This is a genomic window from Rhodococcus sp. IEGM 1354, from assembly GCF_030056855.1.
Lineage (GTDB): Bacteria > Actinomycetota > Actinomycetes > Mycobacteriales > Mycobacteriaceae > Rhodococcoides.
Window position 1 is genome coordinate 202,662 of sequence record NZ_JASHKT010000002.1, and the last position, 22,880, is coordinate 225,541.

19 protein-coding genes and 1 pseudogene are annotated in these 22,880 nt (G+C 65.5%); 12 read left to right on the forward strand and 8 right to left on the reverse strand.

Features of this window, described 5'->3' with window-relative positions:
* Window positions 1-13: 13 nt before the first annotated feature.
* From QM588_RS05430 to proB, 10 genes are all read left to right on the forward strand, one after another.
* On the forward strand, window positions 14-2,014 hold the full coding sequence (locus tag QM588_RS05430) for a S9 family peptidase (protein WP_283312070.1): 2,001 nt from the start codon (window positions 14-16) through the stop codon (window positions 2,012-2,014).
* Between the two features lie 9 nt (window positions 2,015-2,023).
* Window positions 2,024-4,693 carry a valine--tRNA ligase gene (locus QM588_RS05435; protein ID WP_283312071.1) on the forward strand — a complete coding sequence of 890 codons (2,670 nt, stop codon included), beginning with the start codon at window positions 2,024-2,026 and terminating at the stop codon, window positions 4,691-4,693.
* Window positions 4,694-6,124, forward strand: a complete 1,431-nt coding sequence (gene folC / locus QM588_RS05440; RefSeq protein WP_283312072.1) for a bifunctional tetrahydrofolate synthase/dihydrofolate synthase — start codon at window positions 4,694-4,696, stop codon at window positions 6,122-6,124. It abuts the gene before it with no gap.
* Complete coding sequence (locus QM588_RS05445) at window positions 6,121-6,510, forward strand: DUF4233 domain-containing protein (RefSeq protein ID WP_283312073.1); 390 nt, start codon at window positions 6,121-6,123, stop codon at window positions 6,508-6,510. Before folC ends, QM588_RS05445 begins: the two co-directional genes overlap by 4 nt.
* 67 nt (window positions 6,511-6,577) lie before the next feature.
* Window positions 6,578-6,997, forward strand: coding sequence for a nucleoside-diphosphate kinase (gene ndk, locus QM588_RS05450; protein WP_027497557.1), 420 nt, complete (start codon window positions 6,578-6,580; stop codon window positions 6,995-6,997).
* 488 nt (window positions 6,998-7,485) lie between these two features.
* Window positions 7,486-11,076, forward strand: a complete 3,591-nt coding sequence (locus QM588_RS05455) for a translation initiation factor IF-2 N-terminal domain-containing protein (RefSeq protein ID WP_283312075.1) — start codon at window positions 7,486-7,488, stop codon at window positions 11,074-11,076.
* A gap of 233 nt (window positions 11,077-11,309) precedes the next feature.
* Window positions 11,310-11,621, forward strand: coding sequence for a 50S ribosomal protein L21 (rplU, locus tag QM588_RS05460; protein WP_027497555.1), 312 nt, complete (start codon window positions 11,310-11,312; stop codon window positions 11,619-11,621).
* A gap of 59 nt (window positions 11,622-11,680) precedes the next feature.
* Complete coding sequence (gene rpmA, locus QM588_RS05465; protein ID WP_027497554.1) at window positions 11,681-11,944, forward strand: 50S ribosomal protein L27; 264 nt, start codon at window positions 11,681-11,683, stop codon at window positions 11,942-11,944.
* A gap of 171 nt (window positions 11,945-12,115) precedes the next feature.
* Window positions 12,116-13,567 (forward strand): GTPase ObgE, encoded by a 1,452-nt coding sequence (gene obgE, locus QM588_RS05470; RefSeq protein WP_032368196.1) that lies wholly within the window; start codon window positions 12,116-12,118, stop codon window positions 13,565-13,567.
* Window positions 13,568-13,629: 62 nt separating this feature from the next.
* Window positions 13,630-14,709, forward strand: coding sequence for a glutamate 5-kinase (gene proB / locus QM588_RS05475; RefSeq protein WP_442972874.1), 1,080 nt, complete (start codon window positions 13,630-13,632; stop codon window positions 14,707-14,709).
* On the opposite strand, the gene QM588_RS05480 is transcribed toward proB, so the two are convergent.
* The 5 genes and pseudogenes from QM588_RS05480 to QM588_RS05500 all read right to left on the reverse strand — a co-directional run bounded on the left by QM588_RS05480 (window position 14,682) and on the right by QM588_RS05500 (window position 20,212).
* A complete protein-coding gene (locus QM588_RS05480) occupies window positions 14,682-15,548 on the reverse strand; it encodes a Sir2 family NAD-dependent protein deacetylase (protein ID WP_442972875.1) in 867 nt (288 codons plus the stop codon). The genes proB and QM588_RS05480 overlap by 28 nt on opposite strands.
* A gap of 106 nt (window positions 15,549-15,654) precedes the next feature.
* Window positions 15,655-16,053, reverse strand: a complete 399-nt coding sequence (locus QM588_RS05485; protein ID WP_032368195.1) for an ectoine synthase — start codon at window positions 16,051-16,053, stop codon at window positions 15,655-15,657.
* Between the two features lie 38 nt (window positions 16,054-16,091).
* A complete protein-coding gene (ectB, locus tag QM588_RS05490; protein ID WP_283312353.1) occupies window positions 16,092-17,369 on the reverse strand; it encodes a diaminobutyrate--2-oxoglutarate transaminase in 1,278 nt (425 codons plus the stop codon).
* Between the two features lie 48 nt (window positions 17,370-17,417).
* Window positions 17,418-17,990, reverse strand: a pseudogene (ectA, locus tag QM588_RS05495) (diaminobutyrate acetyltransferase); the annotation flags it as partial.
* A 104-nt stretch (window positions 17,991-18,094) separates the two neighbouring features.
* A complete protein-coding gene (locus tag QM588_RS05500; RefSeq protein WP_283312077.1) occupies window positions 18,095-20,212 on the reverse strand; it encodes a RecQ family ATP-dependent DNA helicase in 2,118 nt (705 codons plus the stop codon).
* 45 nt (window positions 20,213-20,257) lie between these two features.
* On the opposite strand from QM588_RS05500, the gene QM588_RS05505 reads away from it, so the two are divergent.
* Both QM588_RS05505 and crcB read left to right on the forward strand, forming a co-directional pair.
* The gene (locus tag QM588_RS05505; RefSeq protein ID WP_283312078.1) at window positions 20,258-20,671 is read left to right on the forward strand and encodes a CrcB family protein; all 414 of its coding nucleotides are present in this window, start codon (window positions 20,258-20,260) and stop codon (window positions 20,669-20,671) included.
* Window positions 20,668-21,042 carry a fluoride efflux transporter CrcB gene (gene crcB / locus QM588_RS05510; protein ID WP_283312079.1) on the forward strand — a complete coding sequence of 125 codons (375 nt, stop codon included), beginning with the start codon at window positions 20,668-20,670 and terminating at the stop codon, window positions 21,040-21,042. Before QM588_RS05505 ends, crcB begins: the two co-directional genes overlap by 4 nt.
* A 19-nt stretch (window positions 21,043-21,061) precedes the next feature.
* On the opposite strand, the gene QM588_RS05515 is transcribed toward crcB, so the two are convergent.
* The 3 genes from QM588_RS05515 to QM588_RS05525 are packed head-to-tail and all read right to left on the reverse strand — an operon-like array spanning window position 21,062 to window position 22,782.
* Window positions 21,062-21,466, reverse strand: coding sequence for a VOC family protein (locus QM588_RS05515; protein ID WP_135042213.1), 405 nt, complete (start codon window positions 21,464-21,466; stop codon window positions 21,062-21,064).
* A gap of 9 nt (window positions 21,467-21,475) precedes the next feature.
* A complete protein-coding gene (locus QM588_RS05520) occupies window positions 21,476-21,958 on the reverse strand; it encodes a helix-turn-helix transcriptional regulator (RefSeq protein ID WP_283312080.1) in 483 nt (160 codons plus the stop codon).
* Window positions 21,955-22,782, reverse strand: a complete 828-nt coding sequence (locus tag QM588_RS05525) for a ribokinase (protein WP_442972876.1) — start codon at window positions 22,780-22,782, stop codon at window positions 21,955-21,957. Before QM588_RS05525 ends, QM588_RS05520 begins: the two co-directional genes overlap by 4 nt.
* Window positions 22,783-22,880 lie beyond the last annotated feature (98 nt).

The window sequence follows — 22,880 nt, forward strand, 5'->3', positions numbered from 1 at the left end:
TACTGTCGTTGGCATGAGTGTCTACGACAACATCGACGAGTACATCGCGGCCCGACGTGTCACAGGGTTGGCGGTGGATCGGACTGGTTCTCGTGCGGTCGTTGTCGTTGCTGCTCTTAATGATTCGCGCACCGAGTACCGAACGTCGCTGTGGGAGATCGACGTGGACGGACGGTCTCCGGCGCGGCGAATCACCCACGGTGATCTGGGCGAGAGCGCGCCGGTCTTCACCGCGTCCGGGGATCTGATGTTCTCGCGCCGGTCCAAGGAGGAGGATCCGGCACAGTTGTGGATACTGCCCGCCGGTGGCGGCGAGGCCCGGGTGATCGAGACCCGGTCGGCGGGAGTCGGTGACGTGCGAGCAGCTCGGTCCGTCGATCGCTTCGCTGGGTTTTCGCCGGTGTTCGGCTCGTCCACGACAGACGAGGACGACTATGGCCTGCGCACGGAGCGCAAGACGAACAAGGTGGATGCGATTCTGCACACCGGTGTGCCGGTGCGTTTCTGGGATCACGATCTCGGTCCCGCAACCCCGCATCTGTTCGCAGGCGAGACGGAAACCGACCGCAACCCGGCACCACTGCGTGATGTGACGCGTGATGCGGCAGGCGCTCTGCAGGAAGCGGCATTCGACATCAGCGCCGATGGCACTTTCGTCGTCTCCACGTGGTCGGTGCCCGGCCCGCTGGCAACCGTCCGCACGATGCTGGTGCGCATCGACACCGGGACGGGAGAACGGACCACGATCGTCGACGACGCGGACGCCGATCTGGGTGCTCCGGCCATCTCGCCCGACGGCCGTGCCGTCGTGTTCGTCCGTGAATCGATCTCGACTCCCGAACGAGCGCCACGAATGACTCTGCAGCAGTACGACTTCGGCACGGACTCCGTCACCGATCTCGCACCGGGCTGGGATCGATGGCCGATCGGTCCGGTCTGGCTGCCGGACGGGTCCGGCGTGTTGGTCACCGCGGACGACGACGGCCGGTCGCCGATCTTCGTGATCGAGGCGGGTGCGGAGCCGCGTCGTCTGACTCATACCGACGAGGCGTACACCCACATCCACGTGTCGTCGGACGGCAAGCGCGTAGTCGCTGTGGCCGCCTCGTATCTGTCCGCCCCGCACCCGGTCTCGATCGACCTGTCCGACGGCACCGTGGTCGACCTCGACGCCGGAATCGCCAACGGCCCGCTGCCCGGCACGTTGACCGAGATCGAGACCGTCGTCGAGGACGGCAGTCGAGTCCGAGGATGGCTGGCGCTGCCGCACGGTGTGTCGGACGATTCGCCCGCGCCGCTGCTGCTGTGGGTGCACGGCGGCCCGCTGGGTTCGTGGAACACGTGGTCCTGGCGGTGGAACCCATGGCTGATGGTGGCGCGAGGGTACGCGGTGCTGCTCCCGGATCCGGCGTTGTCCACGGGCTACGGCCAGAACTTCGTGCAGCGTGGTTGGGGCGCGTGGGGCAGTGCCCCGTTCACCGATCTGATGGCGTTGACCGACGTCGCTGTTGCCCGAACCGATATCGACGACACGCGCACCGCCGCGATGGGTGGATCGTTCGGCGGCTACATGGCCAACTGGATCGCCGGGCACACCGACCGATTCGATGCCATCGTCACCCACGCCAGTCTGTGGGCACTCGATCAGTTCGGACCGACGACCGACGCACCGTGGTACTGGGCGCGGGAGATGTCTCCCGAGATGGCGGTGGAGAACTCTCCGCACTTGTTCGTCGCGGACATCTCGACGCCGATGCTGGTCATCCACGGTGACAAGGACTATCGCGTGCCGATCGGCGAGGGCCTACGGTTGTGGTACGAATTGCTCAGCGAATCGGGATTGCCCGCCGACGACGACGGTGAGACCGAGCACCGATTCCTGTACTTCCCCAGCGAGAACCACTGGATTCTGAGCCCTCAGCACGCCAAGGTCTGGTACGAGGTGGTACTGGCATTTCTGGCGGGGCACGTCCTGGGCGAGAGCGCGTCGATGCCGCGAATACTGGGCCACTAGAATCGACCGGTGACCAGTTCAGCGCCAGAGACCCCAGACAACCCAGCCGACCGTTTGCCCAAGAGCTGGGACCCCAGCGAGGTAGAGGCCGAGCTGTACCGGGGCTGGGTGGATGCCGGTTACTTCGAGGCCGATGCCACCAGTGACAAGCCGCCCTACTCCATCGTGCTGCCGCCGCCCAACGTCACGGGCAGCCTGCACATGGGTCACGCACTCGACCACACGCTGATGGACGCGTTGAGCAGGCGCAAGCGCATGCTCGGGTACGAGGTGCTGTGGCTGCCGGGAATGGACCACGCGGGCATCGCCACGCAGTCGGTGGTGGAGAAGCAGCTCGCCGCCGATGGAAAGACCAAGGAAGAGTTCGGTCGCGAACTGTTCATCGACAAGGTCTGGGACTGGAAGCGTGAGTCGGGCGGCACCATCGGCGGCCAGATGCGTCGTATCGGCGACGGTGTCGACTGGAGCCGTGAGCGATTCACCATGGACGACGGCCTGTCCGAGGCCGTGCAGACCATGTTCAAGCGCATGTTCGACGACGGTCTGATCTACCGCGCCGAGCGGCTGGTCAACTGGTCGCCGGTGCTGCAGACGGCAATCTCCGACATCGAGGTGAAGTTCGAGGACGTCGAGGGCGAACTCGTCTCGCTGCGATACGGGTCGCTGGACGACTCCGAACCGCACGTCATCGTGGCCACCACTCGGGTGGAGACGATGCTCGGCGACACTGCTGTGGCGGTGCACCCCGACGACGAGCGCTACCGGGCTCTGGTGGGCACCACCCTCGAGCATCCGTTCACCGGACGACGGATACCGATCATCGCCGACGACTACGTCGATCCCGAATTCGGTACCGGCGCAGTCAAAATCACTCCGGCGCACGACCCCAACGACTTCGAGATGGGCGTTCGGCACTCACTGCCGATGCCGTCCATCATGGACAAGGCCGGCCGCATCACCGATACCGGAACGCAGTTCGACGGGATGGACCGATTCGAGGCGCGTGTCAAGGTCCGTGAGGCCCTGGCCGAGCAGGGCCGAGTGGTCGCCGAGAAGCGCCCGTACCTGCACAGCGTCGGACACTCCGAGCGCAGCGGTGAGCCGATCGAGCCGCGTCTGTCGCTGCAGTGGTGGGTCAAGGTCGACACCCTGGCCAAGGCGGCCGGTGACGCAGTCCGCAACGGCGACACCGTCATTCATCCCAAGAGCCAAGAGCCACGCTGGTTCGCCTGGGTCGACAACATGCACGATTGGTGTATCTCGCGTCAGCTGTGGTGGGGCCACCGAATTCCGATCTGGTACGGCCCCGACGGCGAGACGGTGTGCCTGGGACCGGGGGAGACCCCACCCGAGGGGTGGGAGCAGGACCCCGACGTCCTCGACACCTGGTTCTCTTCAGGCCTGTGGCCCTTCTCGACGATGGGCTGGCCGGAGGCCACTCCCGAACTGGAGAAGTTCTATCCGACCGGTGTACTCGTCACCGGTTACGACATTCTGTTCTTCTGGGTCGCCCGGATGATGATGTTCGGCACCTACGTCGGAGCCGACGACGCCATCACCGCAGGCAAGCAGGGCCCACAGGTTCCGTTCCGAGATGTCTTCCTGCACGGACTGATTCGTGATCAGTTCGGCAAGAAGATGTCGAAGTCTCGGGGCAACGGTATCGATCCGCTCGACTGGGTCGACCGCTTCGGTGCGGATGCACTGCGGTTCACGCTGGCCCGCGGTGCCAACCCGGGTGCCGACATGTCCGTCGGCGAGGATCACGCGCAATCCTCGCGCAACTTCGCCAACAAACTGTTCAACGCCACCAAGTTCGCTCTGATGAACGGCGCAGCGCCGGCCGAGCTGCCGTCGCGCGCCGCACTCACCGACGCCGACCGTTGGATCCTCGACCGGCTCGATCAGGTTCGAGCAGAAGTGGATTCGGCATTCGATCGTTACGAGTTCAGCAAGGCGTGCGAGGCGCTCTACCACTTCACCTGGGACGAGGTTTGCGACTGGTACCTCGAAATCGCGAAGGTGCAATTCGCCGACGAGAGCATCGCCGAATCCACCCGTGGAGTCCTGGGCAACGTGCTCGACGCAGTGCTGCGCCTGCTGCACCCGGTCGTCCCGTTCGTGACCGAGACCCTGTGGAAGGTGCTGACCGGGGGAGAGTCCCTGGTGGTCGCCACGTGGCCGACCCCAGCCGCCGATCCGGTCGATCCCGTTGCTGCGCAACGCATCGAGGACATGCAGCGCCTCATCACCGAAATTCGTCGGTTCCGCAGCGATCAGGGGCTCAAGCCCTCGCAGAAGGTCGCCGCTCGCATCGTGGGAGTGGGCGACGCGGACCTGGAGGGCCAGATCTCGGCAGTGACCTCGCTGGCCCGCTTGACCGAGCCGGATGCGGACTTCGCAGCGACGGCATCGGTGGAGGTGCGTACCAGCAAGGCCACCGTCGTCGTCGAACTCGACACCTCGGGCACAGTCGATCTGGTCGCCGAACGCGCGCGACTGGTGAAGGATCTCGCCGCGGCCGAGAAGGAGTTGGCCCAGACGACCGGCAAACTGGGCAACGAGGCATTCCTGGCCAAAGCGCCGGATGCGGTGGTGGACAAGATCAGAACTCGTCAGACGATCGCTCGCGAAGAGATCGCGCGCATCGGCGCACGCCTCGAATCGATGGGAAGCTAAGTGACCGAGCCGGACGACGCCCTGCCGTCACCACCGCCGACCCCGGTCGATCTGGCCGAGCTCGCACTCGTGGAGGCCGAGCTCGACAAGCGTTGGCCCGAAACGAAAATCGAGCCGTCGACCGCCCGAATCTCGGCGCTGATGGACCTGCTCGGTTCTCCACAGAAGGCGTACCCGTCGATCCATGTGGCCGGAACCAACGGCAAGACGTCCGTCACCCGCATGATCGACGCGTTGCTGACGGCCTTCCACCGGCGTACCGGTCGGACCACCAGTCCGCATCTGCAGATGGCCACCGAGCGGATCAGCATCGACGGCCGTCCGGTGTCACCGCGCACCTACGTGGACACCTACAACGAGATCGCACCGTTCGTCGAGATGATCGATGCACAGTCCGAGGCCGCCGGTGGACCGCGGATGAGCAAGTTCGAGGTCGTCACCGCCATGGCGTTCGCGGCCTTCGCCGAGGCACCGGTCGAGGTCGCCGTCATCGAAACGGGGCTGGGCGGACGCTGGGATGCCACCAACGTGGTCGACGGCGAGATCGCCGTCATCACCCCGATCGGTCTCGATCACGTCGAATTCCTCGGGGATGATCTGTCCACGATCGCGGGGGAGAAGGCCGGCATCATCAAGAAGGCGCCGGAACTGCTCGTGCCACGGGACACGGTGGCCATCCTCGCCAAGCAGGAACCCGAGGTGTCCGAGGTCCTCCTTCGTGCGGCGGTGCAGGCGGACGCTGCCGTGGCACGGGCCGGTTCGGAGTTCACCGTTCTCGGCAGGCAGATAGCCGTGGGCGGGCAGCAGCTGGAGTTGCAGGGGCTGGGCGGTGTCTACACCGATATCTTCCTGCCGTTGCACGGAGAGCACCAGGCGCACAACGCGTCTCTCGCTCTCGCAGCCGTCGAGGCATTCTTCGGGGCGGGCCCGGACCGTCAACTCGATCAGGACACCGTGCGCGAAGCCTTTGCGACCGTGGTCAATCCCGGTCGGCTCGAGCGAGTACGCAACGCGCCCACGGTGTTTCTCGATGCCGCGCACAACCCGCACGGGGCCGCTGCACTTGCGGCCGCCCTGACCGACGAATTCGACTTCCGCAAACTCGTCGGAGTCGTCAGTGTCATGGCGGACAAGGACGTCGGCGCGATTCTCGACGCATTGGAGCCGGTGTTCGACGACATCGTCGTCACCCACAACGGGTCCGGTCGAGCAATGGATGTCGACGCGTTGGCCGACATAGCCGTGGCCAAGTTCGGCGACGAGCGGGTCGTGGTGGCGTCGACGCTGCCCGATGCGCTCGAAACGGCGATCGGGTTGGCCGAAGAAGTGGCCGAGCCAGGCGAAGCCGTGTCGGGTGCCGGGGTCGTCGTCACCGGCTCGGTGGTGACCGTGGGCGCAGCGCGCACGTTGTTCGGAAAGGATCCCGCGTGAGCGACTCGGAGTTTCGACCACCCACGACGGACCCGTGGAAGGGATTTCGCGGTGTGTCGGCAGGCACGCTGGTACTCGAAGCGATCGTGACCCTGCTCGCTCTTCCGGTCGTGGCGACTCTCGGTGGCGGTGCAACGTGGTTCTCGACCACCTACATCGTGGCGCTCGCCGTGGTGATGATTCTGGCCGCGGGAAAACAGGGCGAACCCTGGGCGATGAAGCTGAACCTCGCGTTGCAGTTCTTCGTGATGGCCGGGGCCGTGTTCCATCTGTCGATCGGTGCCGTGGGTCTGATCTTCCTCGCCGTGTGGCTGTATCTGCTCTATCTTCGCAGAGACATCACCGAACGAATTCGACGCGGCATGCTGCCCGGGCAACGCGAGTAACACCGGACCGGTCGGTTGGGGCCATGCGCCGCGCGACCGGGTGCCGGTGTCCATTACTGTCGTCGACGTGACCGATCGCACCCTAGTACTGATCAAGCCAGACGGAGTTGCCCGGCGTTACGTAGGAGAGATCCTCGGCCGCGTGGAGAAGAAGGGTCTGAGCATCGTCGCCCTCGAGCTCAAGACCGTCTCTCGCGACGTGGCCTCGGCTCACTACGCGGAGCACGAGAGCAAGCCGTTCTTCCCCGACCTTCTCGAGTTCATCACCTCCGGTCCCGTGGTGGCCGCGGTTCTCGAGGGCCCCCGTGCCATCGAAGCCTTCCGCCAGATCGCCGGCGGCACGGATCCGGTTGCCAAAGCGGTTCCCGGCACCATCCGAGGTGACCTGGCCCTCGACGGCCAGCAGAACCTGGTACACGGATCGGATTCGGTGGAATCCGCAGAGCGCGAAATCGCACTCTGGTTCCCCGACCTGACCGCCTCCTAGAAGCCCGTCGACGAGCACTCTCCCAGTCACGCCGCACCCGCTCGATGTCCGATCGGTGCGGCGTGGCTCGTACGGATCGTCGCGTGTGGGATACTCGACGGAGATCGACCCCACAGCACATGTACGTTCACACGCTCCACCTCTGTTCACGCTCCACCGAAGTTCGCTAGAGAAAAAGTGCTCGTGGGATCGATCGGATGACTGTCGTCGACCCGCTGCCCGTCATCGCAGAGTCGCGAACGAGAGACAGGCTCGTTCGCGTTCATGCTTGATGATCAGGCGCTCGGATCGCCGAGACACCACCATCCAGCCAGGCACTGCACACGCCGTCGTCGGCCACCGAGATTCACGAGGTGGCTCAAACGATTTGTGGAGAGCGAGACCGAACAGCTGACGTCCAACCCGACGTGAGTACACAAGGATTGCCCTCGCGTGGCCGCGTCACACCCGATTTCGGATGAACGCGCCCGGGGGCCCGAGGAGACTACGTGGCCGATCAAAGCCCGCCCGAAGATGTACAGAGCACGAACGCAGGAAGTCCGGAGGACACCGACGCGGTGTCGTCCGCGAAGTCCGACGCGGCTTCCGTGCAACCCGACACCATCGAATTGCCGACCAGGCTGCGTGTGCATGCCCTGGCGAAAATTCTGGGCGTGACCAGCAAGCAGTTGCTCGTCACTCTCGGTGAGCTCGGCATCGAAGCCCGCAGCGCGCAGTCGAGTCTGAGCCGAGACGTTGCCGAATCGGTGCGCGATTCCGTCAACGGGCCCACCGCCCCCGACGCCGCCGCAGCGGAGTCGTCGGCACCGGATGCGTCGGCCGGCGCGCAGCCCGAGCCCGCATCGGTCGAGGTGCCGGCCGAGACGGCTCCCTCGGTCGAGGTCCCTGCTGCCGAGGCAACGCTGTTCACCAGCGCGCCCACGGCCGAGCCCGAGGCGGCTCAACCCACGGCCACGACCTTCGCGACGCCGGTGTTCCTGCAGCCGGCAGCGGCAGAGCCCGCAGCAGAATCGGCGGATGCGCCGACCGAGGCCCCCTCACGGCGTCGACGTAGCCGCAAGGCCGCACCCAAGGACGAGGCAACGTCCGATAACAACGCTGCGTCCGACAACAAGGCCACGGACGGGGAGGCCACGGACGAGCCCGCGACCGGCGAGTCGCCCGTCGCCGAGAACGTCTCGACGGTCGCCGCCGACACCGCCGCGCAGGACACCGCTGTGTCCGATGCTCCCGAGTCGGGTGCATCGGATGCGTCGCCCGACGATTCCGGGGCTTCCTCGGCTGCGGACGGCTCGGGAGACGACGACGACCAGTCTCAGCCCCGTCGCCGTCGCCGCGGTCGCCGCGGTCGTGGGCGTGGACGCGGAGAGCAGTCGTCCGACGACAACTCGACCGACGAGGATTCGGACGACACCGACTCCGAGACGGACAGCGGCACGTCCACCTCTCCGGCAGACGGCGAGTCCACCGGAGCGGACGAGTCCGACGATTCCGATACCGACGAGACCTCCGGCGACGACCAGCCCTCGAACTCGGGACGGCGTTCGCGTCGCTCGCGGTCACGCGGCCGCGGGTCCGATCGGCAGAACGCCACTACCGACGCCACCGCCGACGGGTCGGACAACCAGGGCGAGGACAGTGACGACGAGTCCGAGTCCGGCGCTCAGGACAACTTCGGCGACTCCGACAACGGTGATTCCGACAACGGCGATTCGGACGGAGACGGCTCCAGCCGTCGTCGTCGGCGTCGCCGCCGTCGCAAGACCGGAGCCGAGGCCGCTGCAGAAGCAGCTGCGTCGTCCGAGGACGACCCGCCCAACACCGTCGTGCACGAACGCGAGCCGCGCAACAAGAGCCGCGCACCGCGCGACGAGGTTCAGGGCATCTCCGGTTCGACTCGGCTCGAGGCCAAGCGGCAGCGTCGCCGTGACGGCCGCGATGCCGGGCGACGTCGTCCGCCGATTCTGACCGAATCGGAATTCCTCGCTCGTCGTGAGTCGGTGGACCGCGTGATGGTCGTTCGCGAGAAGGCCACCCCGGACCATCCGTTGACCACGCAGGTCGCCGTGCTCGAAGACGGCGTTCTGGTGGAGCACTTCGTGACCAGTAGCGCCACCGCCTCGATGGTCGGCAACGTCTATCTCGGCCGCGTGCAGAACGTCCTGCCCAGTATGGAAGCAGCGTTCATCGACATCGGCCGTGGCCGTAACGGCGTGCTGTACGCAGGCGAGGTCAACTGGGACGCTGCCGGTCTCGGCGGAAGCGCGCGCAAGATCGAGCAGGCCCTCAAGCCGGGCGATCAGGTTCTGGTGCAGGTCAGCAAGGATCCGGTGGGCCACAAGGGCGCTCGCTTGACGACTCAGCTGTCGTTGGCCGGACGCTTCCTCGTCTACGTTCCCGGTGGCAGTTCCACCGGCATCAGCCGCAAGCTGCCCGACACCGAGCGCAAGCGACTCAAGGAAATTCTGCGCGACATCGTTCCCCCCGAGGCCGGCGTCATCATCAGGACCGCGGCCGAGGGCGTCAGCGAGGAAGAACTCGCGCGCGACGTGACGCGGCTGCAGGCCCAGTGGGCCAGCATCGAAGAGCGGTCCGCGAACGCCGAAACAGGCAAGGGCGTGCAGCCGCAGACGCTGTACGAAGAGCCCGACATGCTGGTGAAGGTCATTCGCGACCTCTTCAACGAGGACTTCTCGAAGCTCGTCATCGAGGGTGACAAGGCATGGACGACCACGTCGAACTACGTGGAGACCGTGGCTCCGGACATGATGGAGCGCCTGCAGCGATACGAGGCCAACGGCAGCTCCGTGGACGTGTTCGCAGCTCACCGCATCGACGAACAGCTGGCCAAGGCTCTCGATCGCAAGGTGTGGTTGCCCTCGGGCGGCACGCTGGTGATCGATCGCACCGAGGCGATGACGGTCGTCGACGTCAACACCGGAAAGTTCACCGGCTCCGGCGGCAACCTGGAAGAGACAGTCACCCGCAACAACATCGAGGCGGCCGAGGAAGTCGTCCGCCAGATGCGTCTGCGCGACATCGGCGGCATGATCGTCGTCGACTTCATCGACATGGTGCTGGAATCGAACCGCGATCTGGTGCTCCGCCGCCTGACCGAGGCGTTGGGCCGTGACCGGACCCGTCATCAGGTGTCGGAGGTGACCTCGCTCGGTCTGGTGCAGATGACGCGCAAGAAGCTCGGCACGGGATTGGTCGAGGCCTTCTCCACCACGTGCGAGCACTGCCTGGGTCGCGGAATCATCGTGCATCCGTTCCCGATCGACGCCAAGCCGGACTCCGACGGTGGACGCCCGAGCTCGTCACGTTCGGACTCGAACGGTTCGGGCAACGGCAGCAGGCGTCGGCGCGGCAAGGACGCCAAGTCCGACGGAAACGATCGGTCCGACAACACCGAGCGGTCGACGCCGAACGGACAGTCGGGCACGACGGACGGGATCGACCACCCGGTGGTCGACCCGTCGATCAAGCGCGCACACCCCGTGGCTCTGGCGATGGCAGCGCATCACGACGACGTGGTGGCCGATGTCAGCCCCGCGGAGGTCTCGCAGGCACCGTCCGGCTCCGCCGGTGACAAGGACGAGTCGGTCACCGTGGTCTCGGCGGAGGACGTGGCTGTCGCGGCAGCGGCGAACGAGGACGCGGACGTCGCGCAGGCAACCGTGGACAGCGCGCAGGCTCACGAGCCGGTGCCGGCTGCAGAATCCGCCGGTGACGACGGTTCCGCGGATACCGGGGCGACGCAGTCGTCCGACGACACCCCCGTCCGGCCGGAGCCGGTGGTGGCCACCCCGCGACGGGGTCGACGGGTGGCGCGGAAGGCCGCCGCGCCGACCAGTGCTGCGCCGGATGCCGGTGTGCTGATGGTGGTTTCGGCCACGGCAGACGCCGACGATGTTGCCGACGCAGGTTCGGCGGGCGGTCACACGGTGGCCGATGCAGCACCGCTGACAGCGGCGGCCGAGCAGCCCGTCGAGCAGGTGGACGTGCCGACCGCACGTCCGCGTCGGAGACGGGCAGCGGCGCGTCCGGCAGGCCCGCCGGTGGACATCGATGTGTAGGGGTCGAGGCGGTTTGACCCTGGCCGTCTCTCTGCCGTAACCTTGATAAGTCGCTCCCGGTGACACAGTCTTGTTGTGCCTAGTGGTCCTACAAGCGGAAACAGTTCTCGAGTGGTTCGGATGCAGTTGGGTCCGGATCGGCCGAATGGGAGCAAGCAAACACGTTCAACCAGACCAGTCGCGGTGCCATGCGCAACGCGAGCAAGTTCGAAGAAGCAAGGGGTAGCCCTCCGATGGCAACGTACGCGATCGTCAAGACCGGCGGAAAGCAGTACAAGGTCGCTGTTGGTGACCTCGTCAAGGTCGAGAAGATCGAGGGAGCGCCCGGCACTGCTGTCTCGCTTGCTCCGGTCCTCGTCGTAGACGGATCCGACCTGACCACAGATGCAGACAAGCTGGCAAAGATCTCGGTCGCCAGTGAGATCGTCGAGCACACCAAGGGCCCGAAGATCCGCATCCACAAGTTCAAGAACAAGACCGGATACCACAAGCGTCAGGGACACAGGCAGAAGCTGACTGTCCTCAAGGTCACCGGCATCAAGTAACCAGGTCTCACCGGACCCGAGTTCTTTTCAGCTGATTCACCCCGAGGAGGGTATGCAACATGGCACATAAGAAGGGTGCATCAAGCTCCCGTAACGGTCGCGACTCGAACGCACAGCGCCTCGGCGTCAAGCGCTTCGGCGGCCAGACCGTAGGCGCAGGCGAGATCCTGGTCCGTCAGCGCGGCACGCACTTCCACCCCGGCGTCAACGTCGGCCGTGGCGGCGACGACACCTTGTTCGCACTCGCTCCCGGCGCAGTCGAATTCGGTGCCAAGCGCGGACGCAAGACCGTGAACATCGTTCCGGTCACTGTAGAGGCCTAGTCCTTCTGCAGCTCGCGCTCACGATGACCGGCACGGCAGGCAACTGCCCGGGTCGGACGTCCACCGCGCACGTTCACAGCTCCCGATAGGGGCGGACCAGGGTCACGAGACCGGTCCGCCCCTATCGCTTTTTTCACCCCGTTTTTCTTCCAGAAAGGATCGAAGACAGCTATGTCACGATTCATCGACCGCGTGGTGCTGCACGTCAGCGCCGGCAAAGGTGGCAACGGCTGCTCTTCGGTTCACCGCGAGAAGTTCAAGCCTCTCGGCGGCCCGGACGGCGGCAACGGCGGTCAGGGTGGCGGAGTGATCTTCGTCGTCGACAGCAACGTCCACACGTTGCTCGACTTCCACTTCTCCAGTCATGCCAAGGCCGGCAACGGAACTCAGGGCATGGGCGGAAACCGTGAGGGTGCCAACGGTGAGGACCTGATTCTCAAGGTCCCCGACGGCACCGTCGTGCTCGACAAGAAGGGCAACGTCCTCGCCGACATGATCGGCGAGGGAACGCGTTTCGACGCCGCTCCCGGCGGGCGCGGCGGGCTCGGCAACGCTGCACTGGCGTCCAAGGCTCGTCGAGCGCCCGGTTTCGCTCTGCTCGGCGAAGAGGGCATCGAACGCGAACTCGTCCTCGAACTCAAGTCCGTGGCCGATGTCGGCCTCGTCGGATTCCCGTCGGCCGGTAAGTCCTCGCTGGTTTCGGTGTTGTCCGCAGCGAAGCCGAAGATCGCCGATTACCCGTTCACCACATTGGTGCCCAACCTCGGTGTCGTCTCCAGTGGAGACACCACCTTCACCGTCGCCGACGTCCCCGGACTGATCCCCGGTGCGAGTCAGGGCCGCGGTCTCGGACTGGACTTCTTGCGTCACCTCGAGCGCTGCGCTGTGCTCGCACACGTAGTCGATTGCGCGACACTGGATCCGGGCCGCGACCCGATCTCCGACGTCGATGCCCTCGAAGCAGAGTTGGCGGCCTACAAGCCCGCTCTGTCCGGCGATGCCAGTCTCGGCGACCTCGCCGATCGACCCCGCATCGTCGTACTGAACAAGGCCGACATCCCCGAGGGTGCCGAGCTGGCCGAGATGGTCACCGCGGAGTTCGAGTCGCGGGGTTGGCCGGTCTTCACCATTTCTGCGGTCACCCGGGCCGGCTTGAAGCCGCTGACCTTCGCGCTGGCGAAGCTCGTCGAGGATTACCGCACCGCCCACCCGGCACCGGAGCCGCGCCGTCAGGTGCTGCGGCCCGTCGCACGGAACGACGACAGCTTCAAGGTCGTCAAGGATCCGGACATCCCGGACGGCTTCATCGTGCGCGGTACCCGGCCGGAACGGTGGGTGCGCCAGACGCAGTTCACCAACGACGAGGCCGTCGGCTACCTCGCGGACCGCCTCGCGCGGCTCGGCGTCGAGGATGCATTGATCAAGGCGGGCGCTCAGCCGGGCGCGTCGGTCACCATCGGCGACGTCTCGTTCGATTGGGAACCGCAGACCCCGGCCGGTGTCGAGATCACGATGACCGGCCGCGGCACCGATGCTCGACTCGACCAGGTCGAGCGCATCGGGGCCTCCGAGCGCAAGCACGCCCGTCAGGTTCGCCGCGGGCTCGATACCGAACAGGAGTAGACGAGGTGTCGGTGCGTGAATCCGATTCGCCCGCAGAGGCTCTCACCGATACCCGTCGTACGATCGCCGATGCCAAGCGCATCGTGGTCAAGATCGGATCCTCGGCGCTCACCAGCCTCGACGCCGGTCTCGACCTGGCTCGACTGAACCTGTTGGCCGACGCCATCGAGTCGCGGATGCGTAGCGGCACCGACGTGGTCGTCGTCTCGTCGGGCGCGATCGGTGCAGGCATGGCACCGCTCGGCCTCACCAGGCGCCCACGTGACCTCGCAACGAAGCAGGCTGCGGCGAGCGTAGGGCAGCTTGCTCTGGTCAATGCCTGGAGTTCGTCGTTCCACCGGTACGGACGCACGGTCGGGCAGGTGTTGCTGACCGCCGAGGACATAGCGCGGCGAACCAATCACCGTAATGCCCAGCGCACCCTGGATCGGCTACGGTCGCTCGGCGCGGTAGCGATCGTCAACGAGAACGACACCGTGGCCACTGCCGAGATTCGGTTCGGTGACAACGACCGGTTGGCGGCACTGGTGGCACACCTCGTCGGTGCCGATGCACTGTTCCTGCTCTCGGATGTGGACGGGCTCTACGACGGTGATCCTCGTAAGGGTTCGGCCACGTTGATCCCCGAGGTGACCAGCCCGGAGGATCTGGACGGCGTCGTCGCCGGTTCCGGGGGAGCGCTCGGTACCGGCGGTATGGCCTCCAAACTCTCCGCTGCGCGCCTGGCGGCCGACGCCGGTGTTCCCGTGCTGCTGGCGGCGGCATCCGACGCTGCTCACGCTCTGACGACCTCGGCAGTGGGCACCGCCTTCGCGGCGCGCCCGACGCGGTTGTCGGCGCGAAAGTTCTGGGTGCGACATGCGGCCGACGCGGCAGGTGAGTTACACCTCGATGCCGGTGCCGTGCGAGCGGTCGTCGAGCGGCGAAGGTCATTGTTGTCTGCCGGGATCACGGCCGTATCCGGCGCTTTTCACGGCGGAGATGTCGTCTCGCTCGTCGATGCCGAGGGTGTGCTGGTGGCCCGCGGGGTCGTCGCGTACGACTCCGGGGAGTTGTCCGGAATGCTCGGACGGTCCACGGGGGAGTTGGCTGCGGAGCTACAGCGCCCGGTGGTTCACGCGGACGATCTCGTCCGCGCCTGATCCGACGCGTCGGCCAATGCTGTCGCAGTTTCCGAACAGCCGGTATGCAGTGTGAGAGAGGCGAATTCGTCGCCTCGGGTAGAACCCCGATTGACGATGACGACGGGTGTGTCGGTCTTGAACGCATGTCTGACGAACCGCAGGCCCGACATCACGGTCAGCGACGACCCCAGCACCAGCAGCGCGTCGCTGCGATCGACGAGGTCGAAGGCCTCGGCCACGCGCGGTTTGGGAACACTCTCGCCGAAGTAGACGATGTCGGGTTTGAGTATGCCGGAACAGGATTCGCAATCGACCATTCGAAAATGTGCGGTGGAGGAAATGATCGCATCGGCGTCGGGTGCGATCTCGACGCCCTCGGCCGGTGCAACGGATTCGACGAAGCCCGGGTTGGCTCGGTCGAGGCGTCGGGCCAACTCGAACCTCGACACCAACCGCTCGCAATTGAGGCAACGCACGCGGGCGTAGACACCGTGGAGATCGATGACGTTGCGGCTGCCGGCTTTGGTGTGCAGCATATCGACGTTCTGGGTGATGATGCCGGTGACGACTCCTGCGCGTTCGAGACGGGTCAGGGCTCGGTGGCCGTCGTTGGGTACTGCCGCGTCCATATGCCGCCAACCCACGTGATTACGCGCCCAGTAGTGCCTTCTGAACTCGGCATCACCGATGAACTGCTGAAAGGTCATCGGATTGCGCGGCGGTGACTTCGGACCCCGATAGTCCGGAATTCCGGAGTCGGTCGACATGCCGGCACCGCTGAGCACTGCAACGGATCTTCCGTCCAGAATCGAGAACAATTGCCGATACGTTTCCGCGGGCGCGGTCGGAGCATTCACCTCGTCCAGGATAGCGAAGAGTCGTGCCACGCATCGATCGATATCGACGACGCCGGGCCCGCACCGACGATGCGTCGATGCGGGCCCGGCGTCCTGAAATGATGCGTTATGCAGGAACCTCGACAAGTGGATACACGCCGTTTTCGTCGTGCGTCTCGTTGCCGACGACCGGCGGGTTGAACACGCACAGCATCCGCATTTTCGTGCGTGGCTCCACGGTGTGACGCTCATGCCCGTTGAGCAGGTACATCGACCCCGGTCCGAGCTCGTACGTCTGTCCGGTCTCGCGATCGGTCAACGTTCCTTCACCCTCGATGAGCCACACCGCTTCGACGTGATTCGCGTAGTGGAAGTTGTTCACCGTTCCGGGCTGGATGGTGGTCTCGTGGAACGAGAAGCCGACCTTGTCACCGCCCAGAATGATTCTCTTGCTGCGCCAGTTGCCGTCCTCGCTCGAGATGTCGCGGTCGGTTCCGGTGATTTCTTCGGTGGTGCGAACGATCATGCGATGTCTCCTTCGATGTCGGTGTGTGCTGGGCGCGGCTAGGACAGAACCTTCGCCACTGCACTTTCGATGATGTCCAGGCCGCGGTCGAGCTCGTCGATCGTGGTGGTCAACGGGGGAAGAAGCTTGACGACCTCGTCCTTGGGGCCCGCGGTCTCGACGAGCAGACGCTCGTCGTAGCACAGCTGAGACACCTTGCCGGCCAACTCCGCGTCGTCGAACACCAGGGCCTGGACCATGCCGCGACCGCGGGTCGAGATGCCGTCGAACTTGGCGCACAGCTTGATGAATCGATCCTGGATGTGCTCGCCCTTGGCGAGGGTTTCCTTCTCGAACTTGTCGTCGGACCAGTAGTGGTCGATGGCTGCCTTTGCCGTGACGAACGACGGGTTGAAGCCGCGGAAGGTGCCGTTGTGCTCACCCGGTGCCCAGACGTCCAGCTCGGGCTTGAACAGTGTCAGCGCCAGCGGCATGCCGTAGCCGCCGATGGACTTCGACAGGGTGACGATGTCCGGGGTGATGCCGGCTTCCTCGAACGAGAAGAATTGGCCGGTGCGGCCGCAGCCCATCTGCACGTCGTCGACGATCAGCAGAATTTCGCGTCGCGAGCACAGTTCGGCCAACGCGCGCAACCACTCCGGACGTGCGACGTTGATGCCGCCCTCGCCCTGAATGGTCTCGACGATCACTGCCGCCGGACGGTTGAATCCACTGCCCGAGTCGTCGAGCACGCGCTCGAACCACTGGAAGTCCTCGGTGACGCCGCCGAAGTAGTTGTCGTACGGCATCGGAGTGGTATGCACCAATGGAATTCCGGCGCCAGCTCGCTTCATCGAGTTGCCGGTGACCGACAACGCGCCGAGTGTCATGCCGTGGAATGCGTTGGTGAAGTTGATGATCGCCTCGCGCCCGGTGACCTTGCGAGCGAGCTTGAGCGCTGCCTCGACGGTGTTGGTGCCCGTCGGGCCGGGGAACTGAACCTTGTAGTCCAAGCCGCGGGGGTCGAGGATGTTCTTCTTGAACGACTCGAGGAACTCACGCTTGGCGACGGTGGACATGTCGAGTCCGTGGGTGATGCCATCGCTGGTGATGTAGTCCACCAACGCGCTCTTGATCATGTCGTTGTTGTGGCCGTAGTTGAGTGCGCCTGCGCCACCGAAGAAATCGAGGTAGTCGTTGCCGTCCTCGTCGGTGATGACCGAGTTCTTCGCTGTGGTGAACACGGCGGGCCACTGGCGACTGTAGCTACGCACGCCGGACTCGACGGTCTCGAATACATCGGGCTTCTCTGTTGTCACTGTGTTCTTTTCGGTCATGTTCTGCTTGTTCCTTTCGTAATTCCGCGATGCATCCGGGCCTACGGTGTAGAGCTCTTCGGCTTCGTGGCTATCAGGGAAATCGTTGGGCGCGAACAAATCCGACTTGACGATGTCGGTGCCTCGCTTGCGTGCGAGGCTGGTGAAGGTTGCGATGGACGCCTCGTTGTCGGGGCTGATCGTGGTTTCGAGGTGCGTGATGCCCTGTGGCTCGAGGCGGTCGAGCAGCTCCATGAGCATGCGACCGGCAAGTCCCTTGCCGCGCTGGTCCGCATCCACTGCGACCTGCCACACGAACAAGGTTCGAGGGGCGTCCTGGCGGATATATCCGGTGACGAATCCGACTGCGCGGCCGTCGATGTCGGATACGACAGTGGTGGCCGCAAAATCTCGGCACCACAACACGTACGAGTAGCTGGAGTTCAGATCCAGAACCCGTGAATCTCTTGCGATCTCCCAGAGCCGGACTCCGTCGGAGATCTGTGGCTTACGAAACTTCACTGCGTCCGGCGCAGTGAGCGGGGTACCTCTCAGCAATGCAGGCTTCATAGGAAATACGACCGTAACAAGGAGACCGGAGCATATCGAGTGCGTCGGAGAATCGACGCCCGAATCGGACATGCTTTGCCTGGTTAACCGCCGATTGTGATGGTGCTCACATAATTCAGGATCGGCTGGCGGTACCCACCTGGCGCGTTTTCAAACCCGCACGTTGTGCCGGAGCCCTACTTGGGCGTTGCCAATGCGAAGGGGAGGATCGCATCCGCGCCCGCCGCCTGCAGTGCAGCGGTCGCACATGTGAACGTCCAACCGGTGTCGGTGAGCAGATCGACGAGCAGAATCGGCCCTTCTACGGACGATACGTCCGGAACCTCCCACGAGTCCACCAGGCCGGCAACTCGGAAGGCCGAGTTTGCTGCCGATACCGGGGGGTGCCCTGGTCTGACCTGCATCACGCCCAGGTTCTCCAGCTTCCCGACGGTTGCCAAGCGCTCGGCAACCGAGCGCACCAGCTGCGGGTGGGTGGGGGAGTCGAGCGCCAACACGGCAGTCGGCCGGTCGGCCCAGTCCCAGTTGGCCAGCACCGAGATGCAGGCCTTCTCCAGAGCCTCGGTGACGGGAGCGTCGGGTGCATCGAGCAGCGCACGCAAGCGTCCACCCCACCCGAGGTCGGTGAGGCGGCCGAGAACGCGACCCGGCCGGTGCGGGTTGCTGATCTTGCCCGAAAGCGATACACCCAGCTTCTTCATCCCACTGGGCCACTGCTTTCTGGGCTGGAGATCGAGTCCGGGGCGATCGAGCCGGGCCCGCGCAGAGTCGACCGACGTGGCATCGACCGCGGACGAGAGATGCTCGCCCGTGCAGTTGTCGCATCGGCCGCAACGGTCGGACTCGGTGCCGGGTGCGCCGAGATCGGGATCGTCGAGTTGCCGACGCAGGAACTCCATCCGGCATCCGTCGGTGCTTTGGTATTCGAGCATCGCCTGCTGCTCACGGTCCCTGGCTTGCTCGAGACGTTCGTAGCGGCTCGCGTCGTACGTCCACGGCTCCCCGGTGGCCATCCACCCGCCACGGACGCGTCTGACGGCACCGTCGACGTCGAGGACCTTCAGCACCATCTCGAGCCTGCTGCGATTGAGCTCGACCAGGGGCTCGAGAGCTTGGGTCGACTGAGCCTTGTCGGTATCGAGTGCCTCGATGACCTGCCGCACGAGATGTTCTCGCGGGAATGCGACGGAGGCGAAGTAGCTCCAGATCTGCCGGTCCTCGTGTCCGGGGAGGAGCACGACGTCGGCGCGTTCGGTGGCGCGGCCGGCGCGACCGACCTGCTGGTAGTAGGAGATCGGCGAGGACGGTGCCCCCATGTGTACGACGAAGCCGAGGTCGGGTTTGTCGAACCCCATGCCGAGTGCGGAGGTCGCGACGAGCGCCTTGACCCGGTTTGCGAGTAGGTCGGCTTCGAGTGATTCGCGTTCGGTGGGGTCGGTCTGACCGGTGTACGACGCCACGACGTGGCCCTGGTCGGTGAGCAACGCGGCGAGATCCTTGGCGGCCGACACCGTCAGCGTGTAGATGATTCCCGAGCCCGGCAGGGTCTTCAGGTGATCGCCGAGCCACGCTGCGCGCTCGGTGGCGTTCTCGATCCGCACCACCGACATCCGTAGTGAGTCTCGTGCGAGTCCGCCGCGTAGGACCAGGGTGTCTCCGCCGCCGACCCCGAGTTGGGCGGCGACGTCGTCGACCACCCGGTCGTTCGCGGTCGCCGTGGTCGCCAGTACGGGTATGCCGTCGCGCAGTTCGGCGATGAGGGTTCGGATCCGCCGGTAGTCGGGCCGAAAATCGTGTCCCCAATCGGAGACACAGTGGGCCTCGTCGACCACGACCAGGCCGGCGTCACCGGCCAACGAGGGCAGCACCTGGTCGCGGAAGTCCGGGTTGTTCAGGCGCTCGGGGCTGACCAGCAGCACGTCGAGTTCACCCGAGTTCACCTGTTGATGAATCTCGTCCCACTCGGTCATGTTGCCCGAGTTGATGGTTGCCGCCCGAACTCCGGCGCGCTGCGCAGAGGCGACCTGGTTGCGCATCAACGCCAGCAGTGGCGAGACGATGACCGTCGGACCCAGACCCTGGGCGCGCAGTAGTTTCGCGGCGATGAAGTAGACAGCCGACTTACCCCATCCTGTCCGCTGGACCACCAATGCACGCCGACGGTGCACGACCAGCGCTTCTATTGCCGTCCACTGGTCCTCGCGCAACACCGCATCGGGGCCGGCGAGCTCACGCAGCAGCCTTTCGGCGTCTTCGCGCAAGTTGCCTGCGGTTGCGTGCGTCGCTGTCGTCATACTGTTCATCGTGCAGCATCGGTACGACAGAGAGCAGAGCCGGCAGTGAGCGACCCGGCATCGCACCGCAATCTCGCGGTCTTGGCAACGGTATTCGTCGGCGGCGCGGCAGGTACTGCTGCTCGCTACGCGATCGAGGAACGTCTCCCGCACACGACGTCGCAGTGGCCTCTCGCCACGTTCGGAATCAACATCGTCGGTGCATTCGTGCTGGGGTTGCTGCTCGAGTCGCTGCTGCGCAGTGGTCCCGATACGGGTGCGCGGCGTCGGCTCCGGTTGCTGGGCGGTTCGGGGTTCTGCGGCGCGTTCACCACGTACAGCACCTTCGCCCTCGAAACGGTCGAGGGTGTCCGGGGTGGGTTCACCGGACTGGCGTCGGCATACGCCGTCGTCAGTGTGGTGCTGGGAGTTGTGGCGGCCGGAGCTGGAATCATGTTCGCCGGCAGGGTGATCCGATGATCGCGGCCCTGGTGATCCTGGCCGGCGCGCTCGGGTCGGTCGCGCGATTCTTCGTCGATGCGGAGGTGAAGTCACGGTTGAGCTCGCGCACGAGCTTCCCGTGGGGAACCGTCGGCATCAACATCTCGGGCTCGTTCCTGCTCGGGTTGCTCGCCGGCTGGGTGATGCTGCGCGCCGGCTCCACCGATGCGCAGGCGGTTCTCGGAACCGGGTTCTGTGGGGGCTACACCACGTTCAGTACCTCGACCGTGGACACCGTGCGGTTACTGCAGCAGGGCCGTCGGGCCGACGCCGCCCTGAATGCGATCGGCACGCTGGTGGCGTCCGTACTCGCGTGCGGCGGCGGTCTGGCGCTCGCCTCGGCTCTGTAGTCGAGGCGGGCGCGACGCTTCAGGCCTGACTGACGCGCACCATGTTTCCGGCCGGATCACGAAACGCGGCATCGCGGGCACCCCAGGGCTGACTTGTCGGCTCCTGCAGTATCTCGCCCGTACCCGCCGCGCGGATCCGCTCGAACGCGGCGTCGAGGTCGTCGGCGCGGAACAGCAGTCCCGGCAGCTCACCCTTGGCCAGCAGCGCAGCGAGTTGATCGCCCAGTTCCTGTGATCGGCCCGCATGCGGCTGCGACAACACGACCTCGATCTCCGGTTGTTCGCTGGTGGACAGCGTGATCCATCGGTAGCCGTCGTTGGCCACCTCGCTCTTGACCTCGAGTCCGAGAGCGTCTCGGTAGAACGCAACCGAGGCATCGGGGTCGTCGGTGTAGACGTGAACGTGGCTCAGTGAAAGTGTCATGAACGAAGGCTAGGACGCCCCGGCCGCAGATGCTTCTTCGATTCTGCTCGGCTCGGTCACCGTCACCGTCACCGTCGCCGTCGGGGATGTGGGCCCTCGCATCGGGCGTCCGAGAGCCATCGCCGTGCACGTGGGTACGGCGTGGCTGTCACGATGATCGCGGGCGCGGTAGGCGCTCGGTGTCTCGCCCACGATCTCGGTGAATCTCGAGCTGAACGACCCGAGGCTGGTACAACCGACTGCGAAGCATGCCTCGGTGACCGTGACGTCTCCGCGTCGCAGCAGCGCTTTGGCGCGCTCGATTCGTCGTGTCATCAGATGCGCGTACGGCGTCTCGCCGTAGGCCTCCCGAAACCGGCGACTGAAATGTGCGGTGGACATCAGCGCGGTTCTGGCGAGTGACGGGACGTCGAGCGGTTGCGCGAAATCGCGATCCATTCGATCGCGTGCGCGGCGCAGCAGGCGGAGCTCGGTCGGGTCGTACGCACTCATCGCGCGTCCGAACTGCGGAGGGATTCGATCTGGGACGTCGTTCCCGAGGACGCGCTCGCGCCGGCTCCCGTCGCAGCGAAAGCACCTGCGGCGACGGCCCATTCGATGGCAGCGCGGGGTCCGCTGGACCAGGATGCCGCGAGTGCTCCGGCGAATGCGTCACCCGCTCCGGTGGTGTCGACCGCCTCGACCTTCGGCGCGGGTACCTCGAACGATTCCGAGCCGCGATATCTCGCGCCTCGTGCGCCCAGCGTGGTGACCACATGTTCTATGTCGTTCACTCGACTCCCGATGCGCGCTTCCTCGGCCTCGTTGACCACCAGGACGTCGGTGGCCGCAACGAGAGCGTCGGGCAGATCCTGGACGGGGGACGGGTTGAGCATCGTCACGACGGCGCGGGAGTGTGCGTACTCGAACGCGGCGAGCACGGTCTCGAGGGGAATCTCCAACTGACACAGCAGGATATCGGCATCGTCGATGATGGCCAGGTCGTCGTCGGTGAGCTCGTGCACACCGCCGTTGGCTCCGGCGACGACAACGATGCTGTTCTCGGCTCGGTCGTCGACGGTGATGGCGGCGATACCGGACGCTCCTGCTGCGGTTCGCAGAGCATGGTCGTCGACGCCTGCGCTGGTGAGGGTGTGTCGCAGCGTCGGCCCGAATTCGTCGTCCCCGACCGCTCCGACGAAGCTGACGCGAGCTCCCGACTTCGACGCCGCGATCGCCTGGTTGGCACCTTTGCCGCCGGGAGCGGTGTCGAACGAGGTTCCCAACACGGTTTCGCCCGGTTCGGGCAGGGCGGGGGTCCGAGTGATCAGGTCCATGTTGATGCTGCCCAGTACGACGATGCGCGGGCTGCTCGAGCGGGGGTTCGATGCGGACACGACCGAACCCTATCGCCCTCGGCTCGACCGAACGGATC